At 61.6% G+C, this 26,129-nt stretch carries 34 protein-coding genes and 1 pseudogene; 24 read left to right on the top strand and 11 right to left on the bottom strand.

Going from position 1 to position 26,129, the window contains the following annotated elements:
* The first annotated feature begins 121 nt into the window (after positions 1-121).
* A complete protein-coding gene (locus tag LOY42_RS20480; RefSeq protein ID WP_258599067.1) occupies positions 122-1,279 on the top strand; it encodes a PIN domain-containing protein in 1,158 nt (385 codons plus the stop codon).
* On the opposite strand, the gene LOY42_RS20475 is transcribed toward LOY42_RS20480, so the two are convergent.
* The 11 genes and pseudogenes from LOY42_RS20475 to LOY42_RS26710 all read right to left on the bottom strand — a co-directional run.
* Positions 1,263-2,516, bottom strand: coding sequence for a site-specific integrase (locus tag LOY42_RS20475; protein WP_258599065.1), 1,254 nt, complete (start codon positions 2,514-2,516; stop codon positions 1,263-1,265). The two genes, LOY42_RS20480 and LOY42_RS20475, sit on opposite strands and share 17 nt — an antisense overlap.
* Positions 2,486-2,680, bottom strand: a complete 195-nt coding sequence (locus LOY42_RS20470; RefSeq protein ID WP_258599063.1) for an excisionase — start codon at positions 2,678-2,680, stop codon at positions 2,486-2,488. The genes LOY42_RS20475 and LOY42_RS20470 overlap by 31 nt, the downstream gene beginning before the upstream one ends.
* Entirely contained in the window at positions 2,677-3,264 is a 588-nt protein-coding gene (locus LOY42_RS20465; RefSeq protein ID WP_258599061.1) for a hypothetical protein, read from the bottom strand. Before LOY42_RS20465 ends, LOY42_RS20470 begins: the two co-directional genes overlap by 4 nt.
* A complete protein-coding gene (locus LOY42_RS20460) occupies positions 3,261-3,446 on the bottom strand; it encodes a hypothetical protein (protein WP_258599059.1) in 186 nt (61 codons plus the stop codon). The genes LOY42_RS20465 and LOY42_RS20460 overlap by 4 nt, the downstream gene beginning before the upstream one ends.
* Positions 3,447-3,635: 189 nt before the next feature.
* Complete coding sequence (locus tag LOY42_RS20455) at positions 3,636-4,679, bottom strand: DHHA1 domain-containing protein (RefSeq protein ID WP_258599057.1); 1,044 nt, start codon at positions 4,677-4,679, stop codon at positions 3,636-3,638.
* The gene (locus LOY42_RS20450) at positions 4,676-4,921 is read right to left on the bottom strand and encodes an AAA family ATPase (RefSeq protein WP_258599055.1); all 246 of its coding nucleotides are present in this window, start codon (positions 4,919-4,921) and stop codon (positions 4,676-4,678) included. The genes LOY42_RS20455 and LOY42_RS20450 overlap by 4 nt, the downstream gene beginning before the upstream one ends.
* Positions 4,918-5,409, bottom strand: coding sequence for a hypothetical protein (locus LOY42_RS20445; RefSeq protein WP_258599053.1), 492 nt, complete (start codon positions 5,407-5,409; stop codon positions 4,918-4,920). The genes LOY42_RS20450 and LOY42_RS20445 overlap by 4 nt, the downstream gene beginning before the upstream one ends.
* Before the next feature lie 83 nt (positions 5,410-5,492).
* A complete protein-coding gene (locus LOY42_RS20440; protein ID WP_258599051.1) occupies positions 5,493-5,738 on the bottom strand; it encodes a pyocin activator PrtN family protein in 246 nt (81 codons plus the stop codon).
* Positions 5,735-6,244 (bottom strand): hypothetical protein, encoded by a 510-nt coding sequence (locus LOY42_RS20435; RefSeq protein ID WP_258599049.1) that lies wholly within the window; start codon positions 6,242-6,244, stop codon positions 5,735-5,737. Before LOY42_RS20435 ends, LOY42_RS20440 begins: the two co-directional genes overlap by 4 nt.
* 257 nt (positions 6,245-6,501) lie before the next feature.
* Positions 6,502-6,858, bottom strand: coding sequence for a LexA family protein (locus tag LOY42_RS26715; RefSeq protein ID WP_408981086.1), 357 nt, complete (start codon positions 6,856-6,858; stop codon positions 6,502-6,504).
* Between the two features lie 180 nt (positions 6,859-7,038).
* Positions 7,039-7,134: pseudogene (locus LOY42_RS26710) on the bottom strand (helix-turn-helix domain-containing protein); the annotation flags it as partial.
* Between the two features lie 124 nt (positions 7,135-7,258).
* Here LOY42_RS26710 and LOY42_RS20425 point away from each other — a divergent pair.
* The 23 genes from LOY42_RS20425 (at position 7,259) to LOY42_RS20315 (ending at position 26,061) form a co-directional block, all read left to right on the top strand.
* On the top strand, positions 7,259-7,453 hold the full coding sequence (locus tag LOY42_RS20425) for a helix-turn-helix domain-containing protein (RefSeq protein WP_309475687.1): 195 nt from the start codon (positions 7,259-7,261) through the stop codon (positions 7,451-7,453).
* A 221-nt stretch (positions 7,454-7,674) separates the two neighbouring features.
* A complete protein-coding gene (locus LOY42_RS20420; protein WP_258599045.1) occupies positions 7,675-8,163 on the top strand; it encodes a phage regulatory CII family protein in 489 nt (162 codons plus the stop codon).
* A complete protein-coding gene (locus LOY42_RS20415; RefSeq protein ID WP_258599043.1) occupies positions 8,156-8,359 on the top strand; it encodes a TraR/DksA C4-type zinc finger protein in 204 nt (67 codons plus the stop codon). Before LOY42_RS20420 ends, LOY42_RS20415 begins: the two co-directional genes overlap by 8 nt.
* Positions 8,356-11,106 carry a bifunctional DNA primase/polymerase gene (locus LOY42_RS20410; protein WP_258599041.1) on the top strand — a complete coding sequence of 917 codons (2,751 nt, stop codon included), beginning with the start codon at positions 8,356-8,358 and terminating at the stop codon, positions 11,104-11,106. Before LOY42_RS20415 ends, LOY42_RS20410 begins: the two co-directional genes overlap by 4 nt.
* A gap of 325 nt (positions 11,107-11,431) precedes the next feature.
* On the top strand, positions 11,432-11,980 hold the full coding sequence (locus LOY42_RS20405; RefSeq protein ID WP_408981064.1) for a hypothetical protein: 549 nt from the start codon (positions 11,432-11,434) through the stop codon (positions 11,978-11,980).
* Between the two features lie 208 nt (positions 11,981-12,188).
* Entirely contained in the window at positions 12,189-12,536 is a 348-nt protein-coding gene (locus LOY42_RS20400) for a phage holin family protein (protein WP_258599039.1), read from the top strand.
* Positions 12,537-12,685: 149 nt separating this feature from the next.
* Positions 12,686-13,237 (top strand): hypothetical protein, encoded by a 552-nt coding sequence (locus tag LOY42_RS20395; protein ID WP_258599037.1) that lies wholly within the window; start codon positions 12,686-12,688, stop codon positions 13,235-13,237.
* Positions 13,238-13,241: 4 nt separating this feature from the next.
* On the top strand, positions 13,242-15,281 hold the full coding sequence (locus tag LOY42_RS20390; protein ID WP_258599032.1) for a phage terminase large subunit family protein: 2,040 nt from the start codon (positions 13,242-13,244) through the stop codon (positions 15,279-15,281).
* Position 15,282: 1 nt separating this feature from the next.
* Complete coding sequence (locus LOY42_RS20385) at positions 15,283-15,489, top strand: phage head-tail joining protein (RefSeq protein WP_197865791.1); 207 nt, start codon at positions 15,283-15,285, stop codon at positions 15,487-15,489.
* Positions 15,486-16,967: a phage portal protein gene (locus LOY42_RS20380; protein WP_258599028.1), complete on the top strand. Its 1,482-nt coding sequence runs from the start codon at positions 15,486-15,488 to the stop codon at positions 16,965-16,967. Before LOY42_RS20385 ends, LOY42_RS20380 begins: the two co-directional genes overlap by 4 nt.
* 5 nt (positions 16,968-16,972) lie before the next feature.
* Entirely contained in the window at positions 16,973-18,118 is a 1,146-nt protein-coding gene (locus LOY42_RS20375) for a head maturation protease, ClpP-related (RefSeq protein ID WP_258601306.1), read from the top strand.
* Positions 18,115-18,462, top strand: a complete 348-nt coding sequence (locus LOY42_RS20370; protein ID WP_258599027.1) for a head decoration protein — start codon at positions 18,115-18,117, stop codon at positions 18,460-18,462. The genes LOY42_RS20375 and LOY42_RS20370 overlap by 4 nt, the downstream gene beginning before the upstream one ends.
* A 61-nt stretch (positions 18,463-18,523) precedes the next feature.
* Positions 18,524-19,519 (top strand): major capsid protein, encoded by a 996-nt coding sequence (locus LOY42_RS20365; protein ID WP_258599025.1) that lies wholly within the window; start codon positions 18,524-18,526, stop codon positions 19,517-19,519.
* Positions 19,520-19,521: 2 nt separating this feature from the next.
* Complete coding sequence (locus LOY42_RS20360) at positions 19,522-19,836, top strand: hypothetical protein (protein ID WP_258599023.1); 315 nt, start codon at positions 19,522-19,524, stop codon at positions 19,834-19,836.
* Entirely contained in the window at positions 19,833-20,495 is a 663-nt protein-coding gene (locus LOY42_RS20355) for a hypothetical protein (protein WP_258599021.1), read from the top strand. Before LOY42_RS20360 ends, LOY42_RS20355 begins: the two co-directional genes overlap by 4 nt.
* Complete coding sequence (locus tag LOY42_RS20350; RefSeq protein ID WP_258599020.1) at positions 20,488-21,000, top strand: hypothetical protein; 513 nt, start codon at positions 20,488-20,490, stop codon at positions 20,998-21,000. The genes LOY42_RS20355 and LOY42_RS20350 overlap by 8 nt, the downstream gene beginning before the upstream one ends.
* Positions 20,997-21,578 (top strand): phage baseplate assembly protein V, encoded by a 582-nt coding sequence (locus LOY42_RS20345; RefSeq protein WP_258599018.1) that lies wholly within the window; start codon positions 20,997-20,999, stop codon positions 21,576-21,578. The genes LOY42_RS20350 and LOY42_RS20345 overlap by 4 nt, the downstream gene beginning before the upstream one ends.
* Before the next feature lie 44 nt (positions 21,579-21,622).
* Positions 21,623-21,838: a hypothetical protein gene (locus LOY42_RS20340; RefSeq protein ID WP_258599016.1), complete on the top strand. Its 216-nt coding sequence runs from the start codon at positions 21,623-21,625 to the stop codon at positions 21,836-21,838.
* A gap of 2 nt (positions 21,839-21,840) precedes the next feature.
* Positions 21,841-22,167, top strand: a complete 327-nt coding sequence (locus LOY42_RS20335; RefSeq protein WP_110604271.1) for a GPW/gp25 family protein — start codon at positions 21,841-21,843, stop codon at positions 22,165-22,167.
* Positions 22,164-23,045, top strand: a complete 882-nt coding sequence (locus LOY42_RS20330; protein WP_258599013.1) for a baseplate J/gp47 family protein — start codon at positions 22,164-22,166, stop codon at positions 23,043-23,045. The genes LOY42_RS20335 and LOY42_RS20330 overlap by 4 nt, the downstream gene beginning before the upstream one ends.
* 1 nt (position 23,046) lies before the next feature.
* Positions 23,047-23,655: a phage tail protein I gene (locus LOY42_RS20325; RefSeq protein WP_258599011.1), complete on the top strand. Its 609-nt coding sequence runs from the start codon at positions 23,047-23,049 to the stop codon at positions 23,653-23,655.
* On the top strand, positions 23,648-25,732 hold the full coding sequence (locus LOY42_RS26485) for a phage tail protein (RefSeq protein ID WP_309475686.1): 2,085 nt from the start codon (positions 23,648-23,650) through the stop codon (positions 25,730-25,732). Before LOY42_RS20325 ends, LOY42_RS26485 begins: the two co-directional genes overlap by 8 nt.
* A complete protein-coding gene (locus LOY42_RS20315) occupies positions 25,729-26,061 on the top strand; it encodes a hypothetical protein (protein ID WP_258599009.1) in 333 nt (110 codons plus the stop codon). Before LOY42_RS26485 ends, LOY42_RS20315 begins: the two co-directional genes overlap by 4 nt.
* Positions 26,062-26,129 lie beyond the last annotated feature (68 nt).

The following is a 26,129-nucleotide window of genomic DNA, read 5'->3' as shown; positions in this document are numbered from 1 at the left end:
CATTTTGGTGGGCGTAAGAGATCATGGCAAGCGTGAGTGCGCACAGGGTAGCACGCTTCCTGCCGCTTTCGGGTCGACACATCAAGATGTCATAATGATGCCTTGGACAGGGAGGCAGTCGATGAGATCAGCATTCGCCAATCACTTTGCTCGCAGTGAAGCCGCAAGAAAGCAGCTTTGGGACGCTTGCATATTCGTATTCGACACTAATGTGCTGACCAGTCTTTATAAGCGCTCGGAAGAGGCGCGGGAGGCACTTTTTAAAATTATAGAGTCGTTAGGGTCGAGAGTTTGGATTCCGCATCAAGTTGCCTACGAATTTTTAAGAAATCGTCCGGGTGTTGCCCACGAACAGGCTTCGATGTATCGCGCAACAATCAAGAGTTTGACGGATTTGCTCTCTGATCTAGAGTCGCATACTAAACATCCGTTTGTGCACTCCAAACTTCACGATGAGTTTGTGGGGGTCTCCTGCAAGGTTATTGAGGCTCTTGAGGATAAAGTTTCGTACTATGAGAATAAAATAGTAAATGACGATGTAAAAGAGCGTCTGGCTGATCTTCTGGAAGGTAAGGTGGGACCTGCTTGGGCTGACGAAAAGTTGAAGAAAACCATTAAAGAAGGTGAGGAGCGGTATGCCAACCTGGTGCCGCCTGGCTATGAAGATGTTGCGAAGCACAAGAACTCGACAGTTTTCGAGCATGTGCGGGCTAGATATGGCGATCTAATCCTCTGGCTTCAGATTCTCGAGCATGCAAAAAGTGAGTCGACTGCAGTGATCTTGATCACAGGTGACCAGAAGGACGACTGGTGGCTGAAAGTTGGAGGGAAGACAATCGGCCCGCGACCGGAGCTCATAGCAGAATTCAAAGATAAAGTTGGCGCTGATTTTTCAATGTACAGTCATAGCAGTTTTTTGAGCTTAGCGAACAGCTACCTTGATCAACGCACCTCCGAGTCGGTGATCAAGGAAATTGAGGATGCCGCTCTAGAGACAGAGGATAGCGATGTTGAAGAAGTTTGGGAGCGGGTTGACCTGGTTCCTCTAGATGCTCTGAAGGATCGTGAGCGAAAATTGAAGGCCGAGTTCGATAGCAGTGCTAAAGGGTTCTCTAAGTTATTGAATGAATTGACTAAGGCCTCACCAGCGGCTGCCAAAGACTTAAAGCGAGAGCTCAGTGAAAGAATGAAGACTAGGGAGCGCCTACGTGTGGAGCTTTTAGACTGTCAAAATGCTATTCGTCGTATGAATGTGTCTGACTTTAGTGATCTGGTTTGACTGAAGTTTTCTTGAGCTCCTCCCAGATTCTCTGCACTTCTGCAGGGGACTCGTCATCCATCCACTTTGCATAGACCTCGACCAGCATTGTGAAGTCCTTGTGCCCCATCTGCTTAGCAATGAATGCCAAGTTCCCTCGAGCTGTAAGGCACCAGCATGCATAGGTATGTCGAGTTTGGTACGGTCGCCTGGCTCGTATACCGGCGCGGCGTTGGATGCCGGCCCATTTAGTGTTCCAGGCCGTAGAGACGTACCACTCGTTGATGACCTTCTTCCGAGCCTGTGTGCTTGGTGACAGCAGTGGGGTGACTGATTCGTCTCGCCACTCATGCCGATTGTGATAAACGCGGATCGCTTGCTTGGGGTGCCTCGCCACCAGATCGATCAGCGTTCTGCAGGCCTCAATTGCCGGCTCCATCAGCAGCACGGTGCGGGGCTTGCCTGTCTTGGGGAGTTTGAACGTTCCTTGGGCGGTGATCGCCCTGGTTACTTCGATCTTACCGGCCTGCAGGTCAACATCTTCCACGGCCAGCGCGCAAAGTTCGCCAGGGCGCAGTCCTGTGTAGACAGCAAGCGTGGTTGCGGCAACATCTTGTGAATGCAGGCAACCCTTCGTCACGATCAGGTCGAACTCCTCATGCGTCAGTGGATCAGGCTCTTTTTCGCTCATGGCGAATCGCGTGCAGGCCGCAGCGAGGCCGGCAATGCAGTATTTGTTGCTTTCACACCAGGTGAGGAAGCCAGCGAAGGTGGCCAGGTAGTGGTTGACGGTCGATGGGGCCCGGGTTTCGATCAGCCTTGCGCGAAGTACGTGAATGTCCTCGGGCAGCAGCACGCCGGCTAGGCGGTCTTTGCCCACTAAGCCGACGCAGATGTCGATCGCGTAACCGTACTTCTCCTCGGTCTCCGGGGTGATGTCGATGGCTTTCAGCGGCTTGTAGCGTTCCGCTAAGGCTTCCAGGCGTTCGTCCTTGGTACTGCTGTAATTCGCGGCATGCTTCGAGTTGGGAAAGTGCCGACCGTACTCAAATGTGCCCACCTTGATTTCGTGAAGAATCGCCGCCCGGAGTTGGGCGGCGTGCTTGATGTTGGCTTTGGTTACTGGCAAGCCGAGTGATTCACGGCAGCGAATGCGGCGCCACATGAAGGCGATCCGCAAGTTGCCGCCATGAATCTCTATGCCAGTGTGCTTTGCCAGCTCCGCCTCTAGGCCACTTGTGCTGCGCTCTCTGCCCACTTGTCGTACTCAGGAATGTTGATGGTAATGCGCCCGTCGGGTGCCTTTCTCCAGATGCGGCCTTGTGGCCAGGTTCCGTTCTTAACCTTGTGGCGAATGGCGTCCTCGGAGTAGCCGGTGAGTTCAGCTGCTCGGTTGATCAGTACCCATCGTGGCGTGCTCATGAGCTCACCTCGTCGTAGGCCACTGCCTCGCTACCGTTGTCCAGCGCGGCAAGTGCGGCATCGTCGAGCATGCGGTGCATCGCGTTGGTGCCTTGTTCGTCTTCGCGCTGCAGTTCGTGGATGATTTCCTCTACCAGCAGTGCTCCATTCACGATAGGGACCGGCGCACCAGTTGCGTCGATCGGCCACTGAGAGCAGCACGTGACGGCATGCAGGAGGCACTCAGTGGTAATTCGGATAACCAGCTGGTCACCCTCGACCGACACTGTCGGAAGCACATCTGAGAGCTCGGCCGAATGGACCGGCTGTGGGGGAGTGATAATGAGGTCGGGCTTGCAGCCCTTCGCTTTGTCGAGGCTGCGGTACGGCGCTCCCCCGGCGCAGGGGCGGCCAGCAAGCAGGATGCTGCTGTCGGGCTTGCAGCCCTCGGCGTTTATCAGGCGTTGGCGCTCGATCTCTGCGATCAGCTCCAGGGTTATCGCTGGCGGCATCGCCATGCCGTAGTCGTTCGCGGCGACGTGATCATACGGGGCGCGTTGAGCTGCGGTGGCCAGGGCCTTCAGTTCTGAGAGGTTGAGATTCATGTCTGGCGCTCCAGTGGGGTGGCGAAGCCTGCCGCCTGGCGGATCTTGCTGCAGCGTTCATGGTTGCCCCGCGTGCGTGGGATGCCGCAGACGTCGCAGAACACGCCCATGGCGGGACGCATGAAGGTCTGCACGCCCTTTGCGTCGCGAGTGTTCGGGGTGTAGGCCTGTGTTGTGATCACAGCGAATACCTCTCATGGGCGCGGCGGGCGTTCGGGCTCAGGGCCAAGTGCTCGTAGCCGGTGATTTTGTTTACAGTCGGTGACGTGCCTTTCTGTGCGTTAACAAGGGCTGGCTGGCGCAATTGGGTCAAGGCAGCGATCAGGGCGCAGGCCAAGATCAGGCTGACCAACTGCCAGGTGCGGGTTGGGTTAGGCATGGATGTGGCCCTCGCGAACGTGACTGCGTGCGAGTTCGAACAGTTCGTCGCTGGAAACTGGTTCTAGGTGCTGCTCGCCGTTCTGCAAGGCTTCCAGGCGAGTGCGATATAGCCCGGCCTGGCCGAGCCAAGCGACTGCGCTGTTATCTGCGTCCAGCGCTAGGGCATCATTGGCTTTGCCGCCTTGTACCAGTTCATGGTCTAACGGCACCTTGAAGCCCGCCGCATTGCGGTGTCCGCCGCCGCCGTACTGCTTGGCGATCTCGCTTACATCCATTCCTTCATCGCTGCTGCGCAAGGAGAAGTAACGGTGGTCGGTGCTGTCCTGGTAGCAGGCAGCAAACTCCTCGCCTTGTGCCATCAGGTGACCGGCGTCACTGGCATGGCTATGGGGCAGGTTCGCCACTGGCACATCATGACCGGCGATGATCATCCGGCGCTTACTGCTGGCTACCAGGTCGGCTACGTCCTTGTGGTGCTTTCGGTTGATGGCTGTCCCAGCAGCGATGGCAGCGTTCATTGGCTGCTGTATCAGCTTGTCCCAGGCCTCGAAGTCCTGTGGGTAGCTGAACAGGTTGGCCAGGATCTCGCGGGTGCCTGCCAGCTTGAAGCGCCAGAGGTCACGGTCCTCGATGTGGTTGATAAGGGCCGGTCGCTGGTTGTAGGGGAAGAAAAAGTCCCAGGTGAGGCCGGCGCCGCTGCGGTTCATGTCGAACACGGCGCTGAGCTTAGGCAGGGTTTCTGCCCAGGCGTAAAAGTGGATTGGAGCGGCCTCCACGTCGGCCAGGGCCTCGGCAGCGGTTTTGTGGTGGTCGATAATCAGTACGGCTTGGGCGTGCTGGGCCATCACCTGAAGCGTTTCCAGAGGGAAGGAGAAGTCGACGATGACCCCGGTGCGGCCAGTTACTTCAGGTGGGGTCATGCCGTGGTGACCGGCGAGGAACTCGACATTCTCTGCGCCCAAGCAGCGGCGCACAGTCCAGGCAGCGCCGAACCCGTCGGCGCAGTTACCGTGATAGATGCATAGGGTCTTCATGCTGCGTCACCTCGGTGCTGGACGATCTGCATGGCCTGGTCGAAAGTCATCGTCCGCCCTTTGAAGTGCCAATTAGTCCCGCGTGCGGTGGTCAGTACCAGGGTGTCCAGAAGTGCAACTGCTGCTCCGGGCTCCCAGTTGTCGTGGATGTTGCTGAGGCCCAGGGCCTTGGCGATCGCGGGGGCTTGAGTGGTCTTACCGCACCCTTGGGGGCCAATCACGAGTACGCTTTTGGTGCTCATGCTGCGGCCTCCGTGGTGGCTGCCGGTGTTGCACCCAGGTGGGAATGAACTCGCTTGGCGAGGTTGTCTATGGCGGTGGCTTGTTCGGCGGCGCGGGCGGCTTGTGGGGCCGCCATCAAGGCGCTCATCGTGCGTTGGGCCAGGCGTAGCATCTCAGCCGTGCCGAGTAGCTTGTCGTAGTCTGCTCTGGTCACCGGCATGCCTGTGTAGGACATGATCCGTTCTTCAAGCTCCTTGATGGTTCGCTTGAGGGACGCCACAGCCAGATGGTGCTTACGCTGGTCTGCCTCGGTCTGGACGCGGGCTTCGTCCAGCTCCTCTCGGAGGGTCTTGAGCTGCAGCTTCAGATCGGCTCTATGATGTTCCTTGCCGATTTCCACGCCACGACTGAAGGCGCGACTGCGAGCCTTCGTGAACAAGTACGGCGCGACAATCAAGGTGACAAGCCAAAGAATCCCCACAGCGAGGACTTGCTGATGTGGTTGCATATGGTGTGCTCCAAATTGACCCGCCACCGTGGATTTGAGAGCCGGTGGCGGGCTGTTGCCCCTGATGGCCGGGGCCGCCTGGTTCAAGCGATTTGCGAGTCTTGTTGCGCCTGATGGTCGAGGTATTGGGCGAGGTCGTGCAGGTAGATCACGTGGGGCGCCTTCGCTGAGTTGTGCAGCTTTTTCAACGTCAGCGGGATCGCCCCTTTGTTGATCAGCTCCCTGAGTCGTCTGTCCGAGCCTATGTGCGGGAAGTAGCGCTCCCGCACGGCGGTCAACGTAGGGCAGGGCGTCGCCCACTCACTGCGCAGTTGTTCCAGGGTGCTCATGTGCGCTCCCCAAGCCCCTCATGGCCGGGCTTGAGCTTTGCGCGGAGGGCAGCAGCGAGTTGCTGTTTGTTCGAGGCGGTAACCGCTGCGCAGACCTCGCCCTGGTCATTGGTCACAACTGCGCCGAAGGGCAGCGCATGGTTGACGGTGTTGATCACATACGCGATCTGGCCGACGAGTAGGACTTCATCCACGCTGTCTTGCGCCTCCAGCAGGGCTAGAGCCTCTTCCGACATTGCGCCGGAATCAGCTCGGCCATTGGCCAGATCCTGCAGGAAGTCGCGCAAGGATTGGCACTTGGTAGCCAGCCTGCGGGGAAGGGATAGAGAGCTGGTGAGAGGCCCCATCGTCACCTTGATGTGGTGAGTGGTAGTGTCATTTTCGACGTAAACCTGTGCGTCCACCGATGTCTCGGGGCGCTGGAGTTTGCACGTCGCGGTACCGCCGTGCTCCAGCGTGCGCTCCAGCACCATGATCCGACTCAAAGGGATAGTGAACTCGCTCATTCAACACCCCCAAGAGCGGGAATAGCCTGAGCGTTGCCACGTGGGGTGGCCACGATATGGAGACCTGTTCGGAGCTGGAATGCCACCAGTTGGGCGGGGCGGTTGCAGGTCATTGGGTGCAAGTAGACCTTGCACGAAGGGGTGTGCTGTGCGTTTGGCATGTCTGAACCTCAGTGAGAGAGAGGGTGCGGTCCAGACAATACTCAAACGAATTTTTAGGGTCAATACCTTTTCGAGGTGGACCTATTCGAAAACGATTAGAATATTTCCACCTTCGACACAACGACTCCACAAATCGTGGCGTCTGGGGGGAGTTCAATGATCGGATCTGGCCATGAGGGGTTCAGCGGCTTCAGGAACTGGCGATCTCCTTCGATAACGAGCTGCTTGAACGTGGCTTCTCTACTATCGGCGAGCTTGGCGATCACAAGGGAGCCATTCTCATACTCTTTTGCAGGGTCGACAAAAATAATGTCTCCTTCCCTGAAAGACCTTCGTTCGTGTGGGTTGAACATCGACAAGCCTCGAACCCTAAGTGCGAATGTCGAACTGCTATGCGATACCGCGCAAGGTAACCAAGCTTCCGCTTCATGCATCTCCAGCGGTTCTTGCATTTCGCACCAGGCTCCAGCCTGTACCCAGGAGATCAGCGGTACAAAGCCGCGAACATGTGGGCCTGGTTCGACGTTCGTATGTGGCGCGACGGCAACGGGGTTGCCAGCTTCACCCTTCCAGAGCCACTCAGTTGTGACGCCCAGCACTTTGGCAATGCGCTCGACGTTTTCCTGCCGGGGACTTACCGATGTCCCTGAGAGGATCCTATGAATTGTTGGCTGTGGGACGCCGGATCGCCGGGCCAGCTCTCCTCCTGACAGACCAAGCTCGTGCATACGCTTTGCTATGCGGTTTCCTATCACTGCTAACGGCTCTGATTAGTTTGCGTATCGCTAGTGTATTGCTCTCTCCTATTCGTTTGGGTAACATCGGGTTATTCGCTAACGAATAGGTTGCATCATGTCCATACAAGAGATGCTTCGAGCCCTAATCGCACAGGGTTTTTCACAACGTGCGATTGCTGATCGGGTCGGGGTGACACAGCCGACGATTTATCGCGCGACGAAGGGAGCGGCAGTCCGCTATGAGGTAGGCAAGGCTATCGAGGTTTTTTACGACGAGCAGGTTCAACGGGAGGAAACAGATCAAAAGTAAGAACGCTGAGCCAGGACTCTCACCTCCCGGCCCAGCTATGAAGGTGTAACACCATCACTCCCGTCACCCGGTGCCCTCTCTCACAAGTTCAGCCGGATGACTGTTACCGCATGCAGTACACGCACAGCACAGCGCGGTTTTACGCACAGCACGACGGTCGTGGTCGTAGGATAGGTCTTACCTGATCCGATGGCTACACCGTAAACCGAGGATTTACGGTTATGAGCAGGATTGATCTTTTGCCGGGCGCTGGCCCGGTCCTCACTCTGCGACAGGCGCTCTATCGCGCAGGTCGCGACTATCACGGCGGTATCACCCGGTTGGCCTTCGACATGGGGCTTGAGGTCGATGCCCTTCAGAAGAAGCTGCACCATACCGACGACCGCCGCTGGCCAACACCTGATGAGCTTGAAGAGATCGTGCAATGGACTGCTGATCCGCGTCTGCTCGACGCGTTGGTTCGCCCTGCAGGCGCGGTCTGGTATCGCCCCGAGCCGGTGCCGGCCACCAACGATGCGCTGCAGGCGGTTGCGAAGCTGCTCGACGAATCGGGGCAGTTTGTAGGTAGCCTGCATGATGGCGCCTCGGACAATGTCTGGACCTTGCCCGAGGTGTTGGATCTGGAGCAGCGCGGCATGGAGGTTATCCGGCAGGTGCTTGCCATCATGGCGGGTGCGCGCGAGGCCATGGAGGACGAAACTCATGGCTGACGCCGTCGATTTCGCCAATGACCATGCTGAGTACTTCCTCCAACTGTCACTGCAGCGCCTTGCACGACTTCCTGTAAAACCGAGCGCGCAGTTCTGTGAGGATTGCGACGAGCCGATTCCGTTGGCCCGTCAGCAGTCGGTCACGGGTTGCGAAACCTGCGTCGACTGCCAGGGGTTGCGGGAGCGCCGGAGATGAGCGGGCGCCCAACTCCTACCACAGCTGATTGGGCGCGGCGTTACATTGAAACCTTCAACCTGGCTCTGGTCCCGATCGAGCCAGGTGAGAAGGGGCCGAAGGGTAAAGGTTGGAATCAGCCCGGTCGCTATTTCACTGTCGCCGATGATGCCGAGGCGTTCTGGACGAAGCGCCCGAGTCACAATCTTGGGGTGGTGCTCGGGCCTAGTCGCGTCTGCTCGTTGGACGTTGATGACGTCGAACTGACGCGGCAGGTCATGCAGCAGACGCTGGGGCTCGACGTTGACGCCCTTGCAGACGCATACCCGACCTCCGTGGGTAACCCTGAGCGTTTCCGTGTGATGTTCCGCGTCCCCGAGGGCGTGGAGCTGAGTCGCCACGCCCTGGTTTGGCCCAACAAGAACGACCCCGATGGCACCATCTACAAGGGGCTAATGGCGCAGGTCCAAGCAGCTGTAGACGCGGAAGATGCCGACCGCGAAGCGGCTTTCCGATTGGCTGCTGAGCCCTTCAAGAAAGTGACCGTCTTTGAGCTGCGGGGCGGCCTGGTGCAGGATGTGCTGCCGCCTTCCATCCACCCTGGCACGGGTAAGCCATACACATGGCGCACTGCACCAGACGCCGGCGGCTTGCCGGAGCTCCCGCCCGAGCTGCTGGCGATCTGGCAGGGCTGGGACGAGTTCAAGCCCAAAGGGGAGGCCGTTTGCCCGTGGAGGCCGAAGCCGGCTATGCCCGCGGCTCGCCCAACGCCAAGGCCCTCACCAGTTGTTGCTCGATCTGGTGACAAGCTCCCCGAGGTCATCCCGGAATTCAACCGCATCCATGACATCGCCACGATGATCGAGGCGCATGGCTACAAGCGCATCGACGGGAAGTGGCTGAGCCCGCACAGCAGCTCTGGCATGCCTGGGGTGACTATCACCGACGGAAAGCTCTTTTCCCATCACACGTCGGACCCGCTGGCAAACGGACACAAGAATGATGCCTTCGACGTGTTCTGCATTCTGATGCACGACGGCGATCAGAGGGCAGCTACCCGAGCGGCAGCGCAGATCCTGGGTATCGATGCCAAATCGCGCCCGCCGGTACCCCCGCCGCTGGGTGAGCTTCCCCGCACCCCATCTGTTGCCGAGCAGGCCGATCAAAGCGCTGCGGGCGTTGACACTGACGGATCTGCCCCCGACCCAATCGAGGCCAGCCCGGCCGCCTCCTCGGCCGACGGGGGGGAAGGGGGAAGCGCGCCGGATATTGAAGGCGCGCTGCGGCGGTTCGCGCTGATAGAAGGCACCACGCAAGTCTGGGACATGGACAAGGCGAAGCCGATGAAGAAGTCGGCTTTCGAAGCGCTGGTGGGTAAGCCGTTGGCCAAGGTATGGCTGGAGCGGCCCGACAGAAAGCTGATTGCCCCTGAGCAGGCGCAGGAGCTCGATGAGGCGCGGCGCCTGGCAAGTAAGAAAGGCGGGGCGCTGAAGCTAGATCCCATCGAGCGCTACGTCTACATCGACGGGACCAAGGATGTCTGGGATCGGGAAAAGAAGCGTCGGATCCCAGAGGGTGCCGTGAAGATGGCACTGGGGGATGAGTACAAGTGGTGGCTGAACTGCGGGGAGCGTAGGGTGGTAGACGTCGATCACATCGTGTTTGACCCGACGATGACCAAGGACCCGAATGTCTACATCAACACCTTTGAGGGGCTGCCACTTGAACCGGTGCGGGATGATGCTGCATGCGAGAACCTTCGCTGGCTGATCTCGTTCCTTTGCAACCACGATGAACAGGCGCTGGAATGGCTGGTGAAATGGCTCGCTTACCCGCTCCAGCATATGGGCGCGAAGATGGACACAGCTGTTTTGATGCACTCGATCATGGAAGGCTCGGGCAAGAGTCTGCTGTTTGCCGACGTCTTCGGTCAGCTCTACGGGCAATACGCCGCGACGGTAGGGCAGACGCAACTGGAAGGCAGTTTCAACGCCTGGCAGAGCCGTAAGCTCTGGGCGGTGTTCGAGGAAGTTGTCAGCAGGGATCAGCGATACAACCAGGTCGGCAAGATCAAGCACATGATCACCGGCAAGACGGTGCGCATGGAGTCCAAGTTCATCAACGGTTGGGAAGAGGCCAACCACATGAACGCCGTCTTCCTGAGCAACGAGATCATGCCCTGGCCGATCAGTGACGCCGACCGACGAATGCTGGTGATGTGGCCCATGGAGACGTTGCCTGTTGTGCGACAAAAGGCGATCAGCCATGAGTTGGCCAACGGTGGGGTTGCGGCCTTGTACGGCTGGCTACTGGCTGTCGAGTTGGGAGATTTCGACCAGCGCACTCGTCCTCCCGAGACAGAGGCACGGCAACGTCTAGTCGCGCTCAGTCGCACGGCATGGCAAACTTTCTTGCACTTGTGGCGAACCGAGGAGCTAGGTCGTGGTCTGTGGGCATGCTGCTTAGCAACAGACCTATATGCGTTGTTCATTGAATGGTGCTCTCGGAACAAAGAGCACGCCATGAGTCAGACGAAGTTTTCGCTCATGCTCAGCGCCACAGTCGAGAAGACGCGCTCAATCCCTTGGACGGAGCGCAATAACCGGCGGTTTGCGGCGTTTTTCTTCCCGAGCGATGGCGATGCTTCCCTGCCCCCATCATTCAATGCGGCCGAGCTTGGGCAAGCAGTTCTCACCTGGCGCAGCAAGGCGAAACTTGCAGGGTGGAACGTGGACGGTTGGGACCACGTGAAGGGGCTGGCAGCATGAAACCAAGAGCCCCTGTGTTGGGTGTGTTGGGTTTGTGTTGGGTCCACTTCTGCAACCCAACACACATAGAACCCCCGTATTTCAAGGCCCCGAGTGCCCCTGTGTTGGGTGTGTTGGGTTTGCGCGCGCGTGCGCGCGCATACGGAATATTTCTCAAGCTAATACGGTGCCGTAAAAAAACCTATGCGAGGACTAAAAAACCCAACAAACCCAACACACTCAACACACCTATCCATAATCTATTGAATTTATTGGGTTTTATCTGTGGTGGGTTTGTGTTGGGTTGGCATTTTTTGTGTTGGGTTGCGATTCTGGAGGGCGGGCAATGATGGTGGACCACGGATTACGCCTTCAGCTCCTGGTGAGACTTGCACAGCATCAGGTCGATATGGCTCAGCTGATTGATCAGGCCGAACGCCTGCGCCTGGTGGGGGACCTGATGCGGCACTGGGGAGAGCAGCGCGGGAAGCTAGGGTTGGAAGCGAGCTTGGGCAGCCAGATGGGCACGATCATGGAATGGAAGGGGGCGGCACCGCGCACAGGATCGTCGGGGGCGCGCATTTTGGTGTCGGGTGCAGGCCTCGACCATGCCGCTGCCGAGGTCGACGCCGCGGTGGCGGAACTGGCGCGGCGTGATGCTCGTGGCGCCACGTTGGCCAAGCTGGCCGAGCTGCGCTACCTGCACGGCGCGACGGTACGTGAGCAAATGCGCGAAGTCGGGCTGACCGAGGACGCGGATCGCACTTATCGCAACTGGGTGAAAGCGCTGCACTTGCAGGTGTTGGCCATTCTGGGGGCAAGGGCAGGGCGGGTACGCTTGCCTACCGTTCGTCGGGTCACTATGCAACTTGCGTGCAACATGGATGCTACATAGCGACCACATTGTGACGTACCGATAATTGCCCCTTTTCGGTTTTTCCGGTGGCATGTAAAAAGGCGCCACGATATCAAAAGTGCGCTTAGGCGCTTCCCCAACAAGCACTGTGCTGTGCAACCCGCTCCGACCTGTCGGCGCATCGAGAACCCTGCCACTTGGCGGGGTTTTCTTTTTCCGGCGCCGTGCTTTGCCAATTGAGGCCTGCATGAACAGCGAGCAACAAGCGTTAGTCGAGATGCCGATCTGGATGGTGATCGTACTGTCCCTGGTCGGCGGGGTGTCGGGTGAAATGTGGCGGGCCGACAAGGCGGGTGCTCGAGGTTGGGGGCTGGTGCGCCGGCTCGCTCTGCGCTCGGGTGCCTGCGTTACCTGCGGGCTGTCGGCCAACATGCTGTTGTATGCCCTTGGCGCATCGGTGTGGATGGCGGCGGCGGTCGGTTGCTTGACCGCGATGGCCGGCGCCGATGTGGCGATCAACCTCTACGAGCGCTGGGCCGCCAAGCGGCTGGGGCTGACCCAGGTGTCGCCAGCAGGCACTGAGCCGGGCCAGTGACCCGCCCCGAATCCTGGGTGGGGCCGGGGACCCTGGCGATATGGCCGGGGTACGGGACCGGGAACCCGCGATTCTTTGTTAGCGGCTGGTTTTCCCACGTTGGTTGACATTGGTTGACAGGTTTACAGCCCAAGTTGACAGAGGTTTACATGACATATCTCACCCGAACCGAATACGCGAAAAGCAAAAGCTGGTCGCGGCAGTACGTGGGAAAGCTCGTTCAGCAGGGTCGCTTGATTCTCACAGCCGATGGGTTGGTAGATGTAGACGCCAGCGAGCAATACCTGGCAATGACCAGCGAGCCGGGCAGGCGTAATTCGAACGTGGAGCCGGCCCCCGTTCCTCCAGCGGCGGTGCCGCTTCGAACGGCTGAAGTCCAACATCAGGTCGTTCATCCGGGTTATCAGCAATCCAAAGCTCGGCTGGCGCTGGCGCAGGCCGAACTGACAGAAACCAACTTGCGTAAAACAAACGGCGCACTGGTTGAAGTGGAGGTCGTGGATCAAGCGGCGTTTTCTGCTGGCCGGATGATTCGCGACCAGGTGCTGGCTCTTCCCGCGCAGTTGGCTCCCGAAATCTCGGCAATCTCCGATCCGTGGCAAATCGAACGGATCATCGCGAGCGCCTTGCGGCGAGTTCTGGACGACGCCGCCTCCATGACCGCTGCCGAGTTTGAGCAAGCCATTCACTCACAGAGCTGAACCTATGCAGTTTCCATACGCAGATGGGGCGGCGGTCCACCATGCTGCGTATACGCGAGGCCTGAAACCTGACCCTGAACTTTGGGTCGATGAATGGGCCGATGGCTACATGCGTATCCCGCGTGACACCGGTGCCGCCGAACCTGGTAAGTACCGAACGGCGCGCACGCCGTATGCGCGCGAACCTATGCGATGCCTGTCTCCAGCCCATCCGTCCAAGCGGGTTGTCACGATGGTCGCGTCGCAATTGATGAAAACGCAGATCGCCCTGAACTGGATCGGCGCTCTGATTCATATGGCGCCATCTAACATCCTGACCCTGCTACCTAGCCTGGGGCTGGCGAAACGGGTGTCGTCGCGGATCGGCAAAACCTTAGCGGTTATCCCGGAGTTGAAATCACGTGTGGCTGCATCCCGCTCCAGAGATGCCCGCAACACGATGGACACCAAGGAGTTCGAGGGCGGCACGCTTTACGCGACCACAGCCGGCTCGGCCGCCAACCTTGCTGAACTGTCTGCAAGGTATGTCTACGGCGACGAGATAGACCGCTGGGATGTGGATGTTGACCAGGAAGGTGATCCCATCAAATTGGCTGAGGCGCGCGGCAGTACCTTCGGCCGCAACGCCAAGTTCTATTTCTCCAGCTCGCCAACGATCAAGGGCGCCTCGCGGATTGCAGACCTCTTCGAGATGAGCGACCAGCGTTTCTACTACGTGCCCTGTCCGACCTGCGGGCACATGCAGACGTTGAAGTGGGATCGCCTGATGTACTCGGCTGATTTCGCCAACGTGCATTACCAGTGCGCGGGGCCTGAGTGCGACGTAGTGATAGAGGAACATCACAAGGGTGAGATGCTGGCCAAAGGAGAATGGCGCTCCCATTCCGAAGGCGACGGCGAAACGGTGGGGTTCCACCTCAATGCACTGTACGCCCCGCTCGGCTGGCACTCTTGGGCCATGCTGGCCCGCGAGTTCGAAGAGGCCAAGCGCGCCCAGGACCGTGGCGACCTTGAACCGATGCAGGTGTTCTACAACACTCGCCTGGCTGAGGTCTGGGATAGTGCAATCGAGCAGACCAAGGCCGAGGTGCTGCAGGCCCGTGCGCTGCAAGAAGACTACGTACTCGGCACATTGCCCGTGGGGGCGCTCGCGCTGACGGCCTCTGTCGACGTCCAGGCCAACCGCCTGGAGCTGATGGTCATGGCCTGGGGAGCCGGCATGGAGCGCTGGGTTGTCGACCATCAAGTCATCCCCGGCGACCCTGCAGACGAGCGCACCTGGGCGCTGCTCGACGACCGCCTCAAAGTCCGGTACCACCACCCCTGCGGCGTCAGCCTGGCGATCCTGGCCACCGGCATCGACTCCGGCGGTCACCACACCCATGAGGTCTACCAGTTCACCCGAGTGCGCCGCTGGCGCAACGTGTTTGCACTCAAGGGCGCAAGCAAGCCGGGCAGGCCAGTGATCGCCCAGCGTCCGTCGCAGGTGGACGTCACCTGGAAGGGCCAGACCGAACGCAACGGCGCCGAGTTGTGGATCGTCGGCACTGACACCGCCAAGGACTGGATCTACAACCGCTACAGCTTCGAGAAAGGCCCTGGTGCGCTGCACTTCGCCAAGGACCTACCCGACGAGTTCTTCCAGCAGTGCGTGGCCGAACGCAAGATCGCCCGCTACGTGAAGGGCTACAAGCGGATCGAGTGGGTCAAGAGCAAGGCTGAACGCAACGAGGCGTTGGACCTGATGGTGTACAACCTCGCCATGGCCAACTTCCTCGGCCTGCACCGCTACGGCGAGCACGAATGGGACAAGCTGCGGCAGGCGCTCGCGCAGGCCAGCCTGTTCGATCAGAGCGAACAGCCCCCAGCCCGGCCCCAGGCCAGCGAGCCCGACGCCGACGATCAGGACGATGACGATCTGCCATCGCCCCCAGCGCCGGTACCGGGCAGGCGCAACGATCCGCCACCAACGCCGGCACCGCGGCCCGCACCCCAACCCATGCAACGCCGCAGCTCCAGCAGCGGCTACCTGAAGAGACGCTGACATGGCCTATACAAAAGCAGACCTCGCGACTGTCGAGCGGGCGATCGCGCGCGGCGAAAAGATCGTCCGTTACTCGGACCGCACCGTTGAGTATCGAACCGTCGACGAGTTGATCAAGGCCCGCGACCTGATCCAGTCCGAACTGGTGAAAGCCGCCGGGCCGCGTTCGCGCGTCGTGCGCGTCTACCACGGGGGCAAAGGCCTGTGAGCGGGCGTTATCTGACCCTCGGCCGCTCGGGAATTCTGGTGCCCGAGCGGATCAAGGCCAGCTACGAAGGTGCCGCCGAGGGACGGCGCTCATCGAACTGGGATGCGCCGGACACCGGCGTGAACAGCTTGATCATGCCGGCCTTGCGCAACCTGCGTTCACGCTCGCGCAGCGCGGTGCGTAATGACCCCTATGCAGCCAACGTGATCGACAAGCGCGTCAGTAACCTGATCGGCACCGGTATTACGCCGCATCCGCAACTGCTCGACAAGGCAGTGCGCAAGGCGATGCAGGTGCTGTGGGAAGACTGGGTCGATGAAGCTGACGCCGATCAGCTCACCGACTTCTACGGCCTGCAGGCGCTGGTGGCGCGGACGGTCGAGCAGTCGGGCGAATGCTTCATCCGCTTGCGCCCGCGGCGGTTGGAGGATGGCTACGCGGTGCCGCTTCAGTTGCAGTGCCTGGCGCCGGAGTTCGTTCCCCACGACAAGTTCGAGTTGACCCGCTTCGGCAACGTTATCCGCGCCGGGATCGAGTTCAACGGCATGGGTCGGCGGGTGGCGTACTGGTGCTACCGCAACCATCCCAGCGACAAGTCGGCGCTGAACGTCGGCTACAACCAGCTGGTGCGCATACCGGCCGAGCAGATGCTGCATGTCTTCGAGCCGCTGGAGCCGGGGCAACTGCGTGGCGTACCGCGCCTGGCGCCGGTGCTGAAGCGTCTGCGCAGCCTGGACAACTTCGACGATGCGGTGCTGTTCCGCCAAGAGGTGGCCAACCTCTTCGCAGGCTTCGTTCGCAAACCCACCCCGGACGGTCCGCCGCAGATAGACCCACTCACTGGCGCACCGGTGAAGTACGACCGTGACGGTTTCACGCCGATGGTGGGGCTGGAGCCCGGCACGATGCAGGAGCTGTTACCCGGTGAGCAGGTCGAGTTCTCGGACCCGCCCGATGCCGGTAACAACTACCCCGACTTCATGCGGCAGCAGCTGATGGCCGCTGCCGCCGGCTCGGGGCTGCCTTACGAGCTGATGACCGGTGACATGCAGGGTGTGAACGACCGCGCGATCCGCGTGGTGCTGACCGAGTTCCGTCGCAGGCTGGAGCAACTGCAGTTCCAGGTCTACGTCCATCAGCTGTGTCGGCCGGTGCGTAAAGCCTGGATGGACATGGCGGTACTCGCCGGTGCGCTCGACCTGCCGGACTACTCGCAGCGCCGCCGCGATTACCAGCGTACCCGGTGGGTGCCCCAGGGCTGGGCCTACATCCACCCGGTCCAGGACGTCCAGTCGCGCACCATGGAAATCGCCGCGGGCTTCGCGTCACGCAGCGAGGTTTGCCTGCGAGGCGGTACCGATGCCGAAGTGGTGGACGAAGAGAACGCCGCCGATCTCGCCCGGGCGAAGATCTTGGGCCTCACCTACAGCACGTTGTCGGCGATCGATGACGATTCCGACGAGAAGGAGAAACCATGAAACCCTTGAAGCCTTTGATGCCATTCCGCATCTTCAACAAGGTGCCTTCGGCGCTGAAGGTCGAAGACCAGCACTGGTACAAGATCAGCGCAGCGGCCGAAGGCGCAGCCAACACCGAGCCAGCCCCCATCGAGATCTACATCTACGGAGAGATTGGTGGCTGGGGCATCACTGCGAACGAGTTCATCAAGGACTTGAAGGCGATCGACGACGGCGTGTCGCCGGTCGTGGTGGCGTTCAACACCATTGGTGGTGACCTGTTCGACGGCCTGGCCATTCACAACGCGCTGAATCGCCTTGGCGAGCGCTGCACCGCGCGTATCGATGCGCTGGCCGCCAGTGCCGGCAGTGTCGCGGCCTGTGGCGCCCACCGCCTGGTCATGGCTTCCAACGCCATGCTGATGGTGCACAACCCCTGGACCTGGACCAGCGGCGATGCCGAGGACCTGCGCCGCGTCGCTGACGTTCTCGACCAGACCTTCGAAGCCATCATCGCGGCATACCGGGCCAAGGCCCCGGACATCGACGACGTCGAGCTGCGGCGCATGGTCAACGATGAGACCTGGCTGACGGCTCAGGAAGCCCTGGCGCTGGGCCTGGCTGATGAGGTGGGCACCGGGGTCGAGGTCAAAGCCTGCCTCGCGCAAGGCGCAGCGATGAAGCGGTACCGCCAGACGCCGCAGGCGCTGCTGGATCAGCTGGCCGATCAGACGCCGGACGATGACCCAGCAACTCCACCTGAAGTAACCCCGTTAGATCCAGCAGCCTCCACGGCGCTGGCGCTGATGATCACCCAGGGCTGTGCCAAGGCCGGTATCAGCAACCTGGCCGAGACCCTGATCGCCTCCACAAAACTGACCGACCAGGCCACGGTGCAGGCCGCGCTGACACGGGCCAAGGGTGTCCACGACCTCTGCGTCGCGGCGCGTTTGCCCGAGCTTACAGCGGAGTACGTCAACGCCGGCCTGGAGCCTGAAGCGGTGCGAGCGCGCCTGTTCGAAAAGCTGGTCAGCACCGGCAAAGGCTTTGAGATCGACAACAGCCTGCCACCGGCCGACGACGAGCCGGAGAAGGTCAAGGCGCAACTCCCCAACCCATCCAGCATCTGGGCTGCCCGCCGGCAGGCCGCCAACAAAGGAGCACGACCATGAGCAACATCCAACAGGAACCGGTCCACGCCGGTGAGTTCCTGCTTTCTGAGGGCGCGGGGAAGATCTCCCGGGAAGCCATCAACATCGCAGCCGGCCCGGCCTTGGTCGCTGGGCAGTTGCTCGGCCTGGTCACGGCAACCGGCGAGTTCGCGCCCTACGCTCCAGCGGCTGAAGACGGTACTGAAAACGCCGTTTGCATCCTCTTCGCCCCGCTCGGTGAGTCGGACATCTCGCGCCGGGGGCGCGCTGTCGTGCGGCTGGCCGAGGTTACCGAGGCGTTGCTGACGGGCGTCGATGCTGATGCCGAAAAGTCCTTGGCGAAACAGTTCATCATCCTGCGCTGACCCAACCCTCTCTTTCTCCCAGCCCCGCCTTGTGCGGGGTTCTTACTTTCTGGAGTACCCCATGGCTGAGATTGCCATTTTTCAAGACGATGCCTTCAGCGTTGCGGCCCTGACCGCCGCCATCAACGAGCAGGAGTACGTGCCGGGCCGTCTGGCCGCCCTCGGCCTGTTCCGCGAGGAGGGCGTACCGACCCTGACCGTTCAGATCGAAAAGGACGGCGATACGCTGGCCTTGGTTCCTGCAGGTGAACGTGGGACCTCTGGCCTTGTGGTCGGCGGCAGCAAGCGCAAGCTGATCCCGTTCAACACCATCCACCTGCCGCAGCGCTTCTCGATCAAGGCCGACGAGATTCAAGGCATTCGTGCGTTCGGCACCACCACCGAGCTGCAGGCTGTTCAAGCGGTAGTGAACAAGCGCCTGGGCAAGGCCCGGAGCCAGCTAGACGCCACCCACGAATATCACCGCATGGGGGCAGTCAATGGCCAGGTGCTGGACGCCGATGGCTCGTCGGTGCTGCTGGACATCTATAAAACCTTTGGCGTCTCCCGACAGACGCTGTCGATGGGCCTCAACGATCCGAACACCAACATCCAGGCTCAGTGCGTCGACGCGTTGGATATGCAGGAAGACGCGCTCGGCAATGTCACCACGACTGGCGCGCGAGCGTTCTGTGGCAAGACGTTCTGGAAGAAGCTGATCGCTCATCCTTCGGTGGTCGAGACTTACAAGGGCAGCCAACAAGCTGCAGCCCTGCGGGGTGATGGGCGAGAGGGTTTCGAGTTCGGCGGCATCAGCTGGGAGCGCTATCGCGGCAAAGTGGGCGGCAAGGCCTACGTGTCCGATGACGAAGCCCGCCTGGTGCCCGAAGGCGTCTCGGATCTGTTTCTGTCGATCTACGCCCCGGCGGACTACATCGAGACCGTCAACACCGAGGGCCTGCCGTACTACAGCAAGATCGAGGAGATGCCTTTCGGCAAAGGTATCGACGGTGAGGCGCAGTCCAACCCGCTGCACATCTGCACCCGCCCCCGTACCGTCATCCGCCTGACGCTCTGATCATGGCGTTCCGGGACCTGATCGATGAAGTGGACGATACGGTGTTCGATGTCCTGGGCGATCGCGCCCTGATCGATGGGCGCGAAGTGCAGGGGATGTTCTCTGCACCGTGGCTGCAGCCGAAGCTCGGCCGCATCACTACGTCGCTGCGGGAGCCGCACCTGGTTATCCGTGTGAAGGACAACGCCGGGGTCGAAGCCCGGCAGCGGGTAGAAATCGACCTGTCGGCGGAGGACGGCGGCGGCGCGTACACGATCGCTAGCGTCGAGCCAGGCGGTGACGGACTGGTTGCCCTGGTGCTGAGGAAGGCGCCATGAGCGTCGGCAGCTATCACAAGGTGTCCTTCAGCACCGGGATGATCACCCTGCAGGCGGTGCCCCAGCAGGTCGCACGGTTCGATGAGTTTGTGGCGTTGGCTCCCAAGGCCATCGCCAAAGCTCAGCGTCGAGCGATCAACAAGACCCTGCGCTGGCTGCGTACCCACGTGGGCAGGGCGGTCGCTGTGCAGGAGCGGATCGCTGTGGCCTCGGTTCGTCAGCGCCTGCGGGCCTATCCGGTGGGCGGTGATGGTCGCGGCAAGCTGTGGTTCGGCCTTGATCCGATCGCGGCAAGTCGCGCGGGGCGGCCACGGCAAACCCGCAATGGGGTCTCGGTGGCTGGGCGCCGCTACCAGGGCGCGTTCTTCAAAGCGGTCTACGGGAGCAACCCCGATATCTGGATCCGCACGGCCAGCGAGCATTTCAAGGCGAGCGACTACCCGGCCAGCGAAGTATCAGGGGCCGGTGGGGCCAGCTCCGGCTGGATCGCCGAGAACGGCAGTCGCTTCCCGTTGGCCAAGGCGATGATCTCCCTGGAAGACGTGAAGCCGCACTTCGAGTCGTGGACACAGAAGGCCCACCAGCGGCTGCTGGAGGTCATGAGGCAAGAGCTCAACTACGAGCTGCAGAAACTGTTGGGGAGGGTTGGCAATGGCTGACGATCCGATCCCGCTTGATCGCCTGTACGCTGCGATCGAGGAGCATATCGTTCGCACGCTACCTGCGTTGGAATACGTCGGCACCATGCCTGACCGGCTTGATCGCATTGCAATTCCCGCCGTGTTGATCGAGTTGGTCGAGTGGGAGCCAGGGCCGGACCTCGGCACGGGCGAGGTTGGAGTAGAGGCGCGTTTCGAGGCGCGTGTGATTGTGGCGGGGGAGGAGGACTACAGCCTCCGTATCGCCGCGTTCTCAGCGGCCCAGTTGACTGTTTTGCTGCGCATGCAGACCTGGGGTATCGAGGTCGAACCGGCCAAGTTCGTTCGAGCAGCACAGGACTGGACGCGGCCTGAGTTAGATGGATACGCGGTCTGGGTGGTGGAGTGGACCCAGATCATCTACCTGGGCGAGGAGGAGTGGCCATGGCCGATCCAGCCCCCCGGCTCGCTGGTGCTAAAGGTCGGCCCCGACGCTGAGCCCGTCAGCCCGGAGGATCTGTCATGAGTTACGCATCCGCAATGCACGACCGGATGCTGGCCAGCCTGGTGATTCCCTGCCGGGTGGTCGCCGTCGACCTGGCCGCCGCGATGGTACGGGTGTCGGACGGCAGCGGCTGGACCAGCGCCTGGGTACGCTGGCACAGCCAGGCCGCCGGCAAGGCTCGCCACTGGCGAGCGCCAAGCCTGGATGAGCAGGGCGCACTGATCAGTCCCAGTGGCGAGCCTGCCCAGGGCACGTTCGTTCCAGGGCTGTACGGCAACGCCGGCCCGGCGCCGGACAACCGCGACCATGTCGAGGTCTGGCGTTTCGACGACGGTGGCTCCCTGGTCTACGACTGGCAGGCCAAGAGCTACACGATCGAGCTGCCCAGCGGCACGGTTACGGTGAAGGTCGGAGCCTCCCAGGCAGTGCTGACAGACGACGCCATCACGGCCCTGTCCTCGAGCATCACCGCCCAGGCCGACACGATCACGCTGACCGGCGCGGTCACGGTCAACGGAACACTGATGGTCACGGGCGACATCAACGGCGGGGGTAGGATCATCGACACCGCCGGCAACACGGCAAACCACAAACACTGACCACAGCCCGCCGAGTGCGGGCTTTTTCATGCCTGGAGGAAAGCATGGCCAGAACACAGCAAGTGCCTGATGAGGGTAGCGAAGCGGCGCCTGTACCGCGCGGGCCGGTGACCTTCATCGATCAGGAGTACACCCGCCGCAAGTTGATCCTGCCCGACTGGGTTGAGCTTGAGGTTGTGCAGGGCCAGGTCACGATCAGCGGCGAGGACGCGGTGGGCCTGGCCTACATGCGCCACCGGTCCGACTTCAAGGAAGCCTGACCGTGATCGGCATGGATCGTCGAACGGGCCAGCCAGTCTCCGGCCTGGGGCATCTGCGGCAGTCCATCGAGGACATCCTCACTACCACGGTGGGCAGTCGCCGGATGCGTCCTGAGTACGGTTGCCAGTTGCGGCGCTACGTCGACCTGCCGGTGAACGAAGGCTGGAAAAGTGCGGTGCAGGCCGAGGTGGCCCGTGCCTTGGGCCGTTGGGAACCGCGGCTGCAGCTGGAGCGGGTGCGGGTGCTTGCGGTTATCGACGGCAAGATCGACCTGCAGTTGACCGGCACGTACCTGGGTGACAGCGCAGTCTTGGAGGTGAGTGCATGAGCGCAGTGGATCTATCGCAGCTCCCGGCGCCGCAGGTGCTGGAGAGCCTTGATTTCGAAGGGGTGTACGGCGAAGAGCTGCAACGCTTTCGTCAGTACATGGGGGACAAATGGGACGCGCTGCTCGAGAGCGACCCGATCACAAAGCTCCTCGAGCTGGGCGCATACCGGCGCATGCAGAACCGGGCGCGGGTCAACGACGCGGCCAAGGCCCTGATGCTGGCCTATGCCCGCGGTGCGGATCTGGACCAGCTGGCCGCCAATGTGAACCTTCAGCGGCTGATAGTGCAGGCCGAGGATCTCAATGCGGTGCCTCCGGTCGAGCGCGTCCTCGAGGCGGACGATGCGCTGCGTGAGCGCGTGCAGTTGGTCTATGAGGGGCTGACCACCGCAGGACCGCGCAACAGCTACATCCTGCATGCACGCAACGCCTCCGGGCGGGTGGCGGACGCAACAGCCGAGAGCCCGGCCCCGGCCGAGGTAGTGGTTACGGTGCTGGACCTGGAGGGCGAGGGCCTCGCGCCGCCGGAGCTGCTGGAAACGGTACGTGCTTACCTGAGCGACGACGATGTGCGCCCGGTGGCCGATCGGCTCACGGTCCAGGCCGCCGAGATCCTGCCGTACCGGGTCGAGGCCCTGCTTTACAAGGCCGGCACGGGACCAGAGAACGAAGCCATCCTGGCTGCATGCAAGGCTCGGCTGCAGGCCTGGGTGAATCCCCGTCGCCGGCTGGGCCTGGAGGTCTCGCGGTCCGGGATCGATGCGCAGTTGCACATCGACGGCGTGAGCCGGGTGGAACTGGTGGGGTGGACGGACATACGCCCCACCAAGGAACAGGCGGCATGGTGCGAGGAGATCAACGTGGCATGGGGTGGCTGACATGAAAAGCCTGCTCCCCGTGAACAGCACCCAGCTGGAACGCGCCGTCGAGGTCGCCACGGACGAGCTGACCGACATCCCCCTGCGGACACTGTACAACCCTGACACCTGCCCAGCACACCTGCTGTACCAGCTGGCGTGGGCCTGGTCTGTGGACCGCTGGGACGACACCTGGTCGGAGGCAGTCAAGCGCTCGGTGATCCGTTCCGCGTTCTTCGTGCATGCGCACAAGGGCACCATCGGTGCGCTTCGCCGCGTCGTGGAGCCGTTCGGCTACCTGATCGAAATCAACGAGTGGTGGGAGCAGGTGCCACCCGGGACGCCGGGCACCTTCGGGCTGAAGATCGGCGTCTCGAACGGCGGCATCGATGAGGAAACCTACCGCGAACTGGGGTTGCTGCTGGATGACGCGCGCCCTGTAAGCCGCCACCTGACCGCCCTGCAGATCAGCCTGGAAACCAGCGGTGCCTTCTACGTGGCGGGCTCGCTGAGCGAAGGCGACGTACTGGACGTCTATCCGCCCGTGCAGCGCGACATTGTCGTCACCGGCTCCATTGGGCGCGGTGGCCGGGAACACACAATCGACACCCTGGACATTGCTCATGGTTGACCAGAACTCACAGTTTTACGCCATCCTCACCAACGTGGGGGCGGCGAAGCAGGCCAACGCGGATGCCCTGGGCATCCCCTGGCGCATTACTCAGATGGGCGTGGGCGATGCCAATGGCACCGACCCGACCCCCAATGCCACCCAGATCGCCCTGGTAAACGAGTGGCGCCGGGCGCCGCTGAACCAGTTGAAAGTTGATGACAAAGACCCGTCGATCATCGTCGCGGAGCAGGTCATCCCGGCAGACGTCGGTGGCCGCTGGATCCGGGAGATCGGTCTGTACGACGCCGACGGTGACTTGATCGCGGTGGCCAATTGCGCGCCGACCTACAAGCCCCTGCTGTCCCAGGGCTCGGGCCGCACCCAGGTGGTGCGGATGAACCTGATCGTGAGCAGCTCCAGCAGCGTGCAGCTCAAGATCGACCCGAGCGTGGTGCTGGCCACCCGCGAGTGGGTCACCGAGGAGCTGGCCCGCCAGGATTTCAAGCACTCGGCGGTAGCTGCGACGACTGCCGCGATTGTCCTGAGTGGCCTGCAGACGGTTGACGGCGTAGCGCTGGAGGCCGGCGCGCGAGTGCTGGTCAGGAACCAGGCGGCGGCCAAGGACAACGGTTTGTATCTGGTCGACGCTGGCCCGTGGGTGCGTTGTGCCGACGCGGACGCAAGTGCCAAGGTCACGCCGGGGATGCTGGTGTTGATCGAGCGCGGGGTGGCCAACGGTGACAGCGCGTGGCAACTGGTCACCGATGGCCCGATCGCCTTGGGCGTTACCGGGTTGGCTTTCGAAATGGCCTGGGGCCGCACCGGCGTCACGGCGGGGACTTACCGTAGCGTCACGGTCGACCGCTACGGTCGGGTGCTCGGTGCCACGAACCCGACCACGGTCGAGGGCTACGGCCTGACCGACGTGTACACCAAAGCCCAGGTCGATCAGGCGTTGGCTGGCAAGGCGCCACTGGCAAGCCCGAACTTTACCGGCGTGCCGACTGCGGCCACGGCACCGGCCGGGACCGATACCAACCAGTTGGCTACTACAGCTTTCGTGCTTGCGGCACTTCGCGCCCTGGTCGGTGGTGCGCCTGGTGCATTGGACACGGTTTATGAGCTGGCTGCGGCGCTGGGAAATGACCCGAATTTCGCCGCAACGATGACTAGCCTTATAGCCACAAAGGCCACAAAGGCTACCACGCTGGCCGGCTACGGCATCACCGATGCCCAGCCCTTGGCAAAGCTGCTGAGTGACTTTGTAGCGAGCGGTGGTTGGGGGCTCGGCCAGAAGACGCCGGCCTACGTGATGAATGCCAACAGCGCGGTGACGACTGGGTTTTACGGCGCGGGCGGAGTGGGTGCCCAGAACTTCGCCGATGTGTATTCGCCGTTGCTGGTGTTCTGTCGTGGCGAGCAAGTCGTCGCGCAGTTGCAGTACACGCAAGGAAACTACTTGGCCCAGCGCGGTAGTTATGACGGCGGTGCAACATGGACCCTTTGGAGCACGGGCTTGCGGTTCGGTGACTACGGGATCGGCGGCCAGCACGTCTCGACGGAAACGGACTTGAACAAGTACCTGGGCGGCGGCAAGTACATTACGCCGGGGTCTGGCCTTGTGGGCCTGCCCAGCGGCTGGGCGCAAGGGCGTCATTCGGTCGACGTGACGGGCGGGTCCAGTTACTGCACTCAGGTCATCACGGGCTTGGGGGCTAACCGGGGGCGTATCGCTATCCGCACCTTCGATGGCGCGAGCTGGCAGGAGCAAGAGCTGGTGACCCCGTCGAATCAAGTGTCGTTCGGGGTGGGGCAGACTTGGCAGGACGTCACAGCAAGCCGTACATGGGGCACGAATTACCCTAACTCAACTGGCAAGCCAATCATGGCGGCGATCACCGTCCGCGACACGGCGGGTGGCTCGGGCAACCTGTCGGCGCGTTTATACGCCGGTGGGGTGATTGTCGGCAGCTGCTACATGGTCGGCGGCAGCCAGACCACGCTGTATGGCGTCGTGCCGCCGGGCGCGTTGTATCAGTTACAGCGCGACGATTCCAACGACGCAATTGTTACCTGGGCGGAGCTGAGAGCATGAAGTACTACACCAACAGCAGGACCGGCGATGTTATCGCCCTCGCGGCCGATGGCTCGGACGACTCTTTTCTTACCGACGACCTTAAGCCAATGAATGACGCGCAGCTCTATGCGCACCTCAACCCACCGCTGACACCGCGAACGCGGGAGCAGGTGGAGGCGTTGCGCCTGGCCGCCTATGCCAACCCGCTGACCGGCTCCGATCGCTTCTTTGCGGAGGCACAGCGCGAGACCCTGCTGGGGCACGGCGAGGCGGCCGATGCTGCCAAGCGTTCCGGCCTGCAGCGGTTCGCCGAGATCCAGGCCAGCTACCCCTGGCCGGCTGATTAAACTCCACCCCAAGCCCCGCCTTGTCGGGGCTTTCCTTTGCCCACCCCCCAGGCCTCGCTGACGCGGGG

It is taken from the genome of Pseudomonas sp. B21-023 (assembly GCF_024749165.1).
In the GTDB taxonomy this organism is placed as follows: domain Bacteria; phylum Pseudomonadota; class Gammaproteobacteria; order Pseudomonadales; family Pseudomonadaceae; genus Aquipseudomonas.
This window is presented reverse-complemented; position numbering and strand designations above follow the sequence as displayed.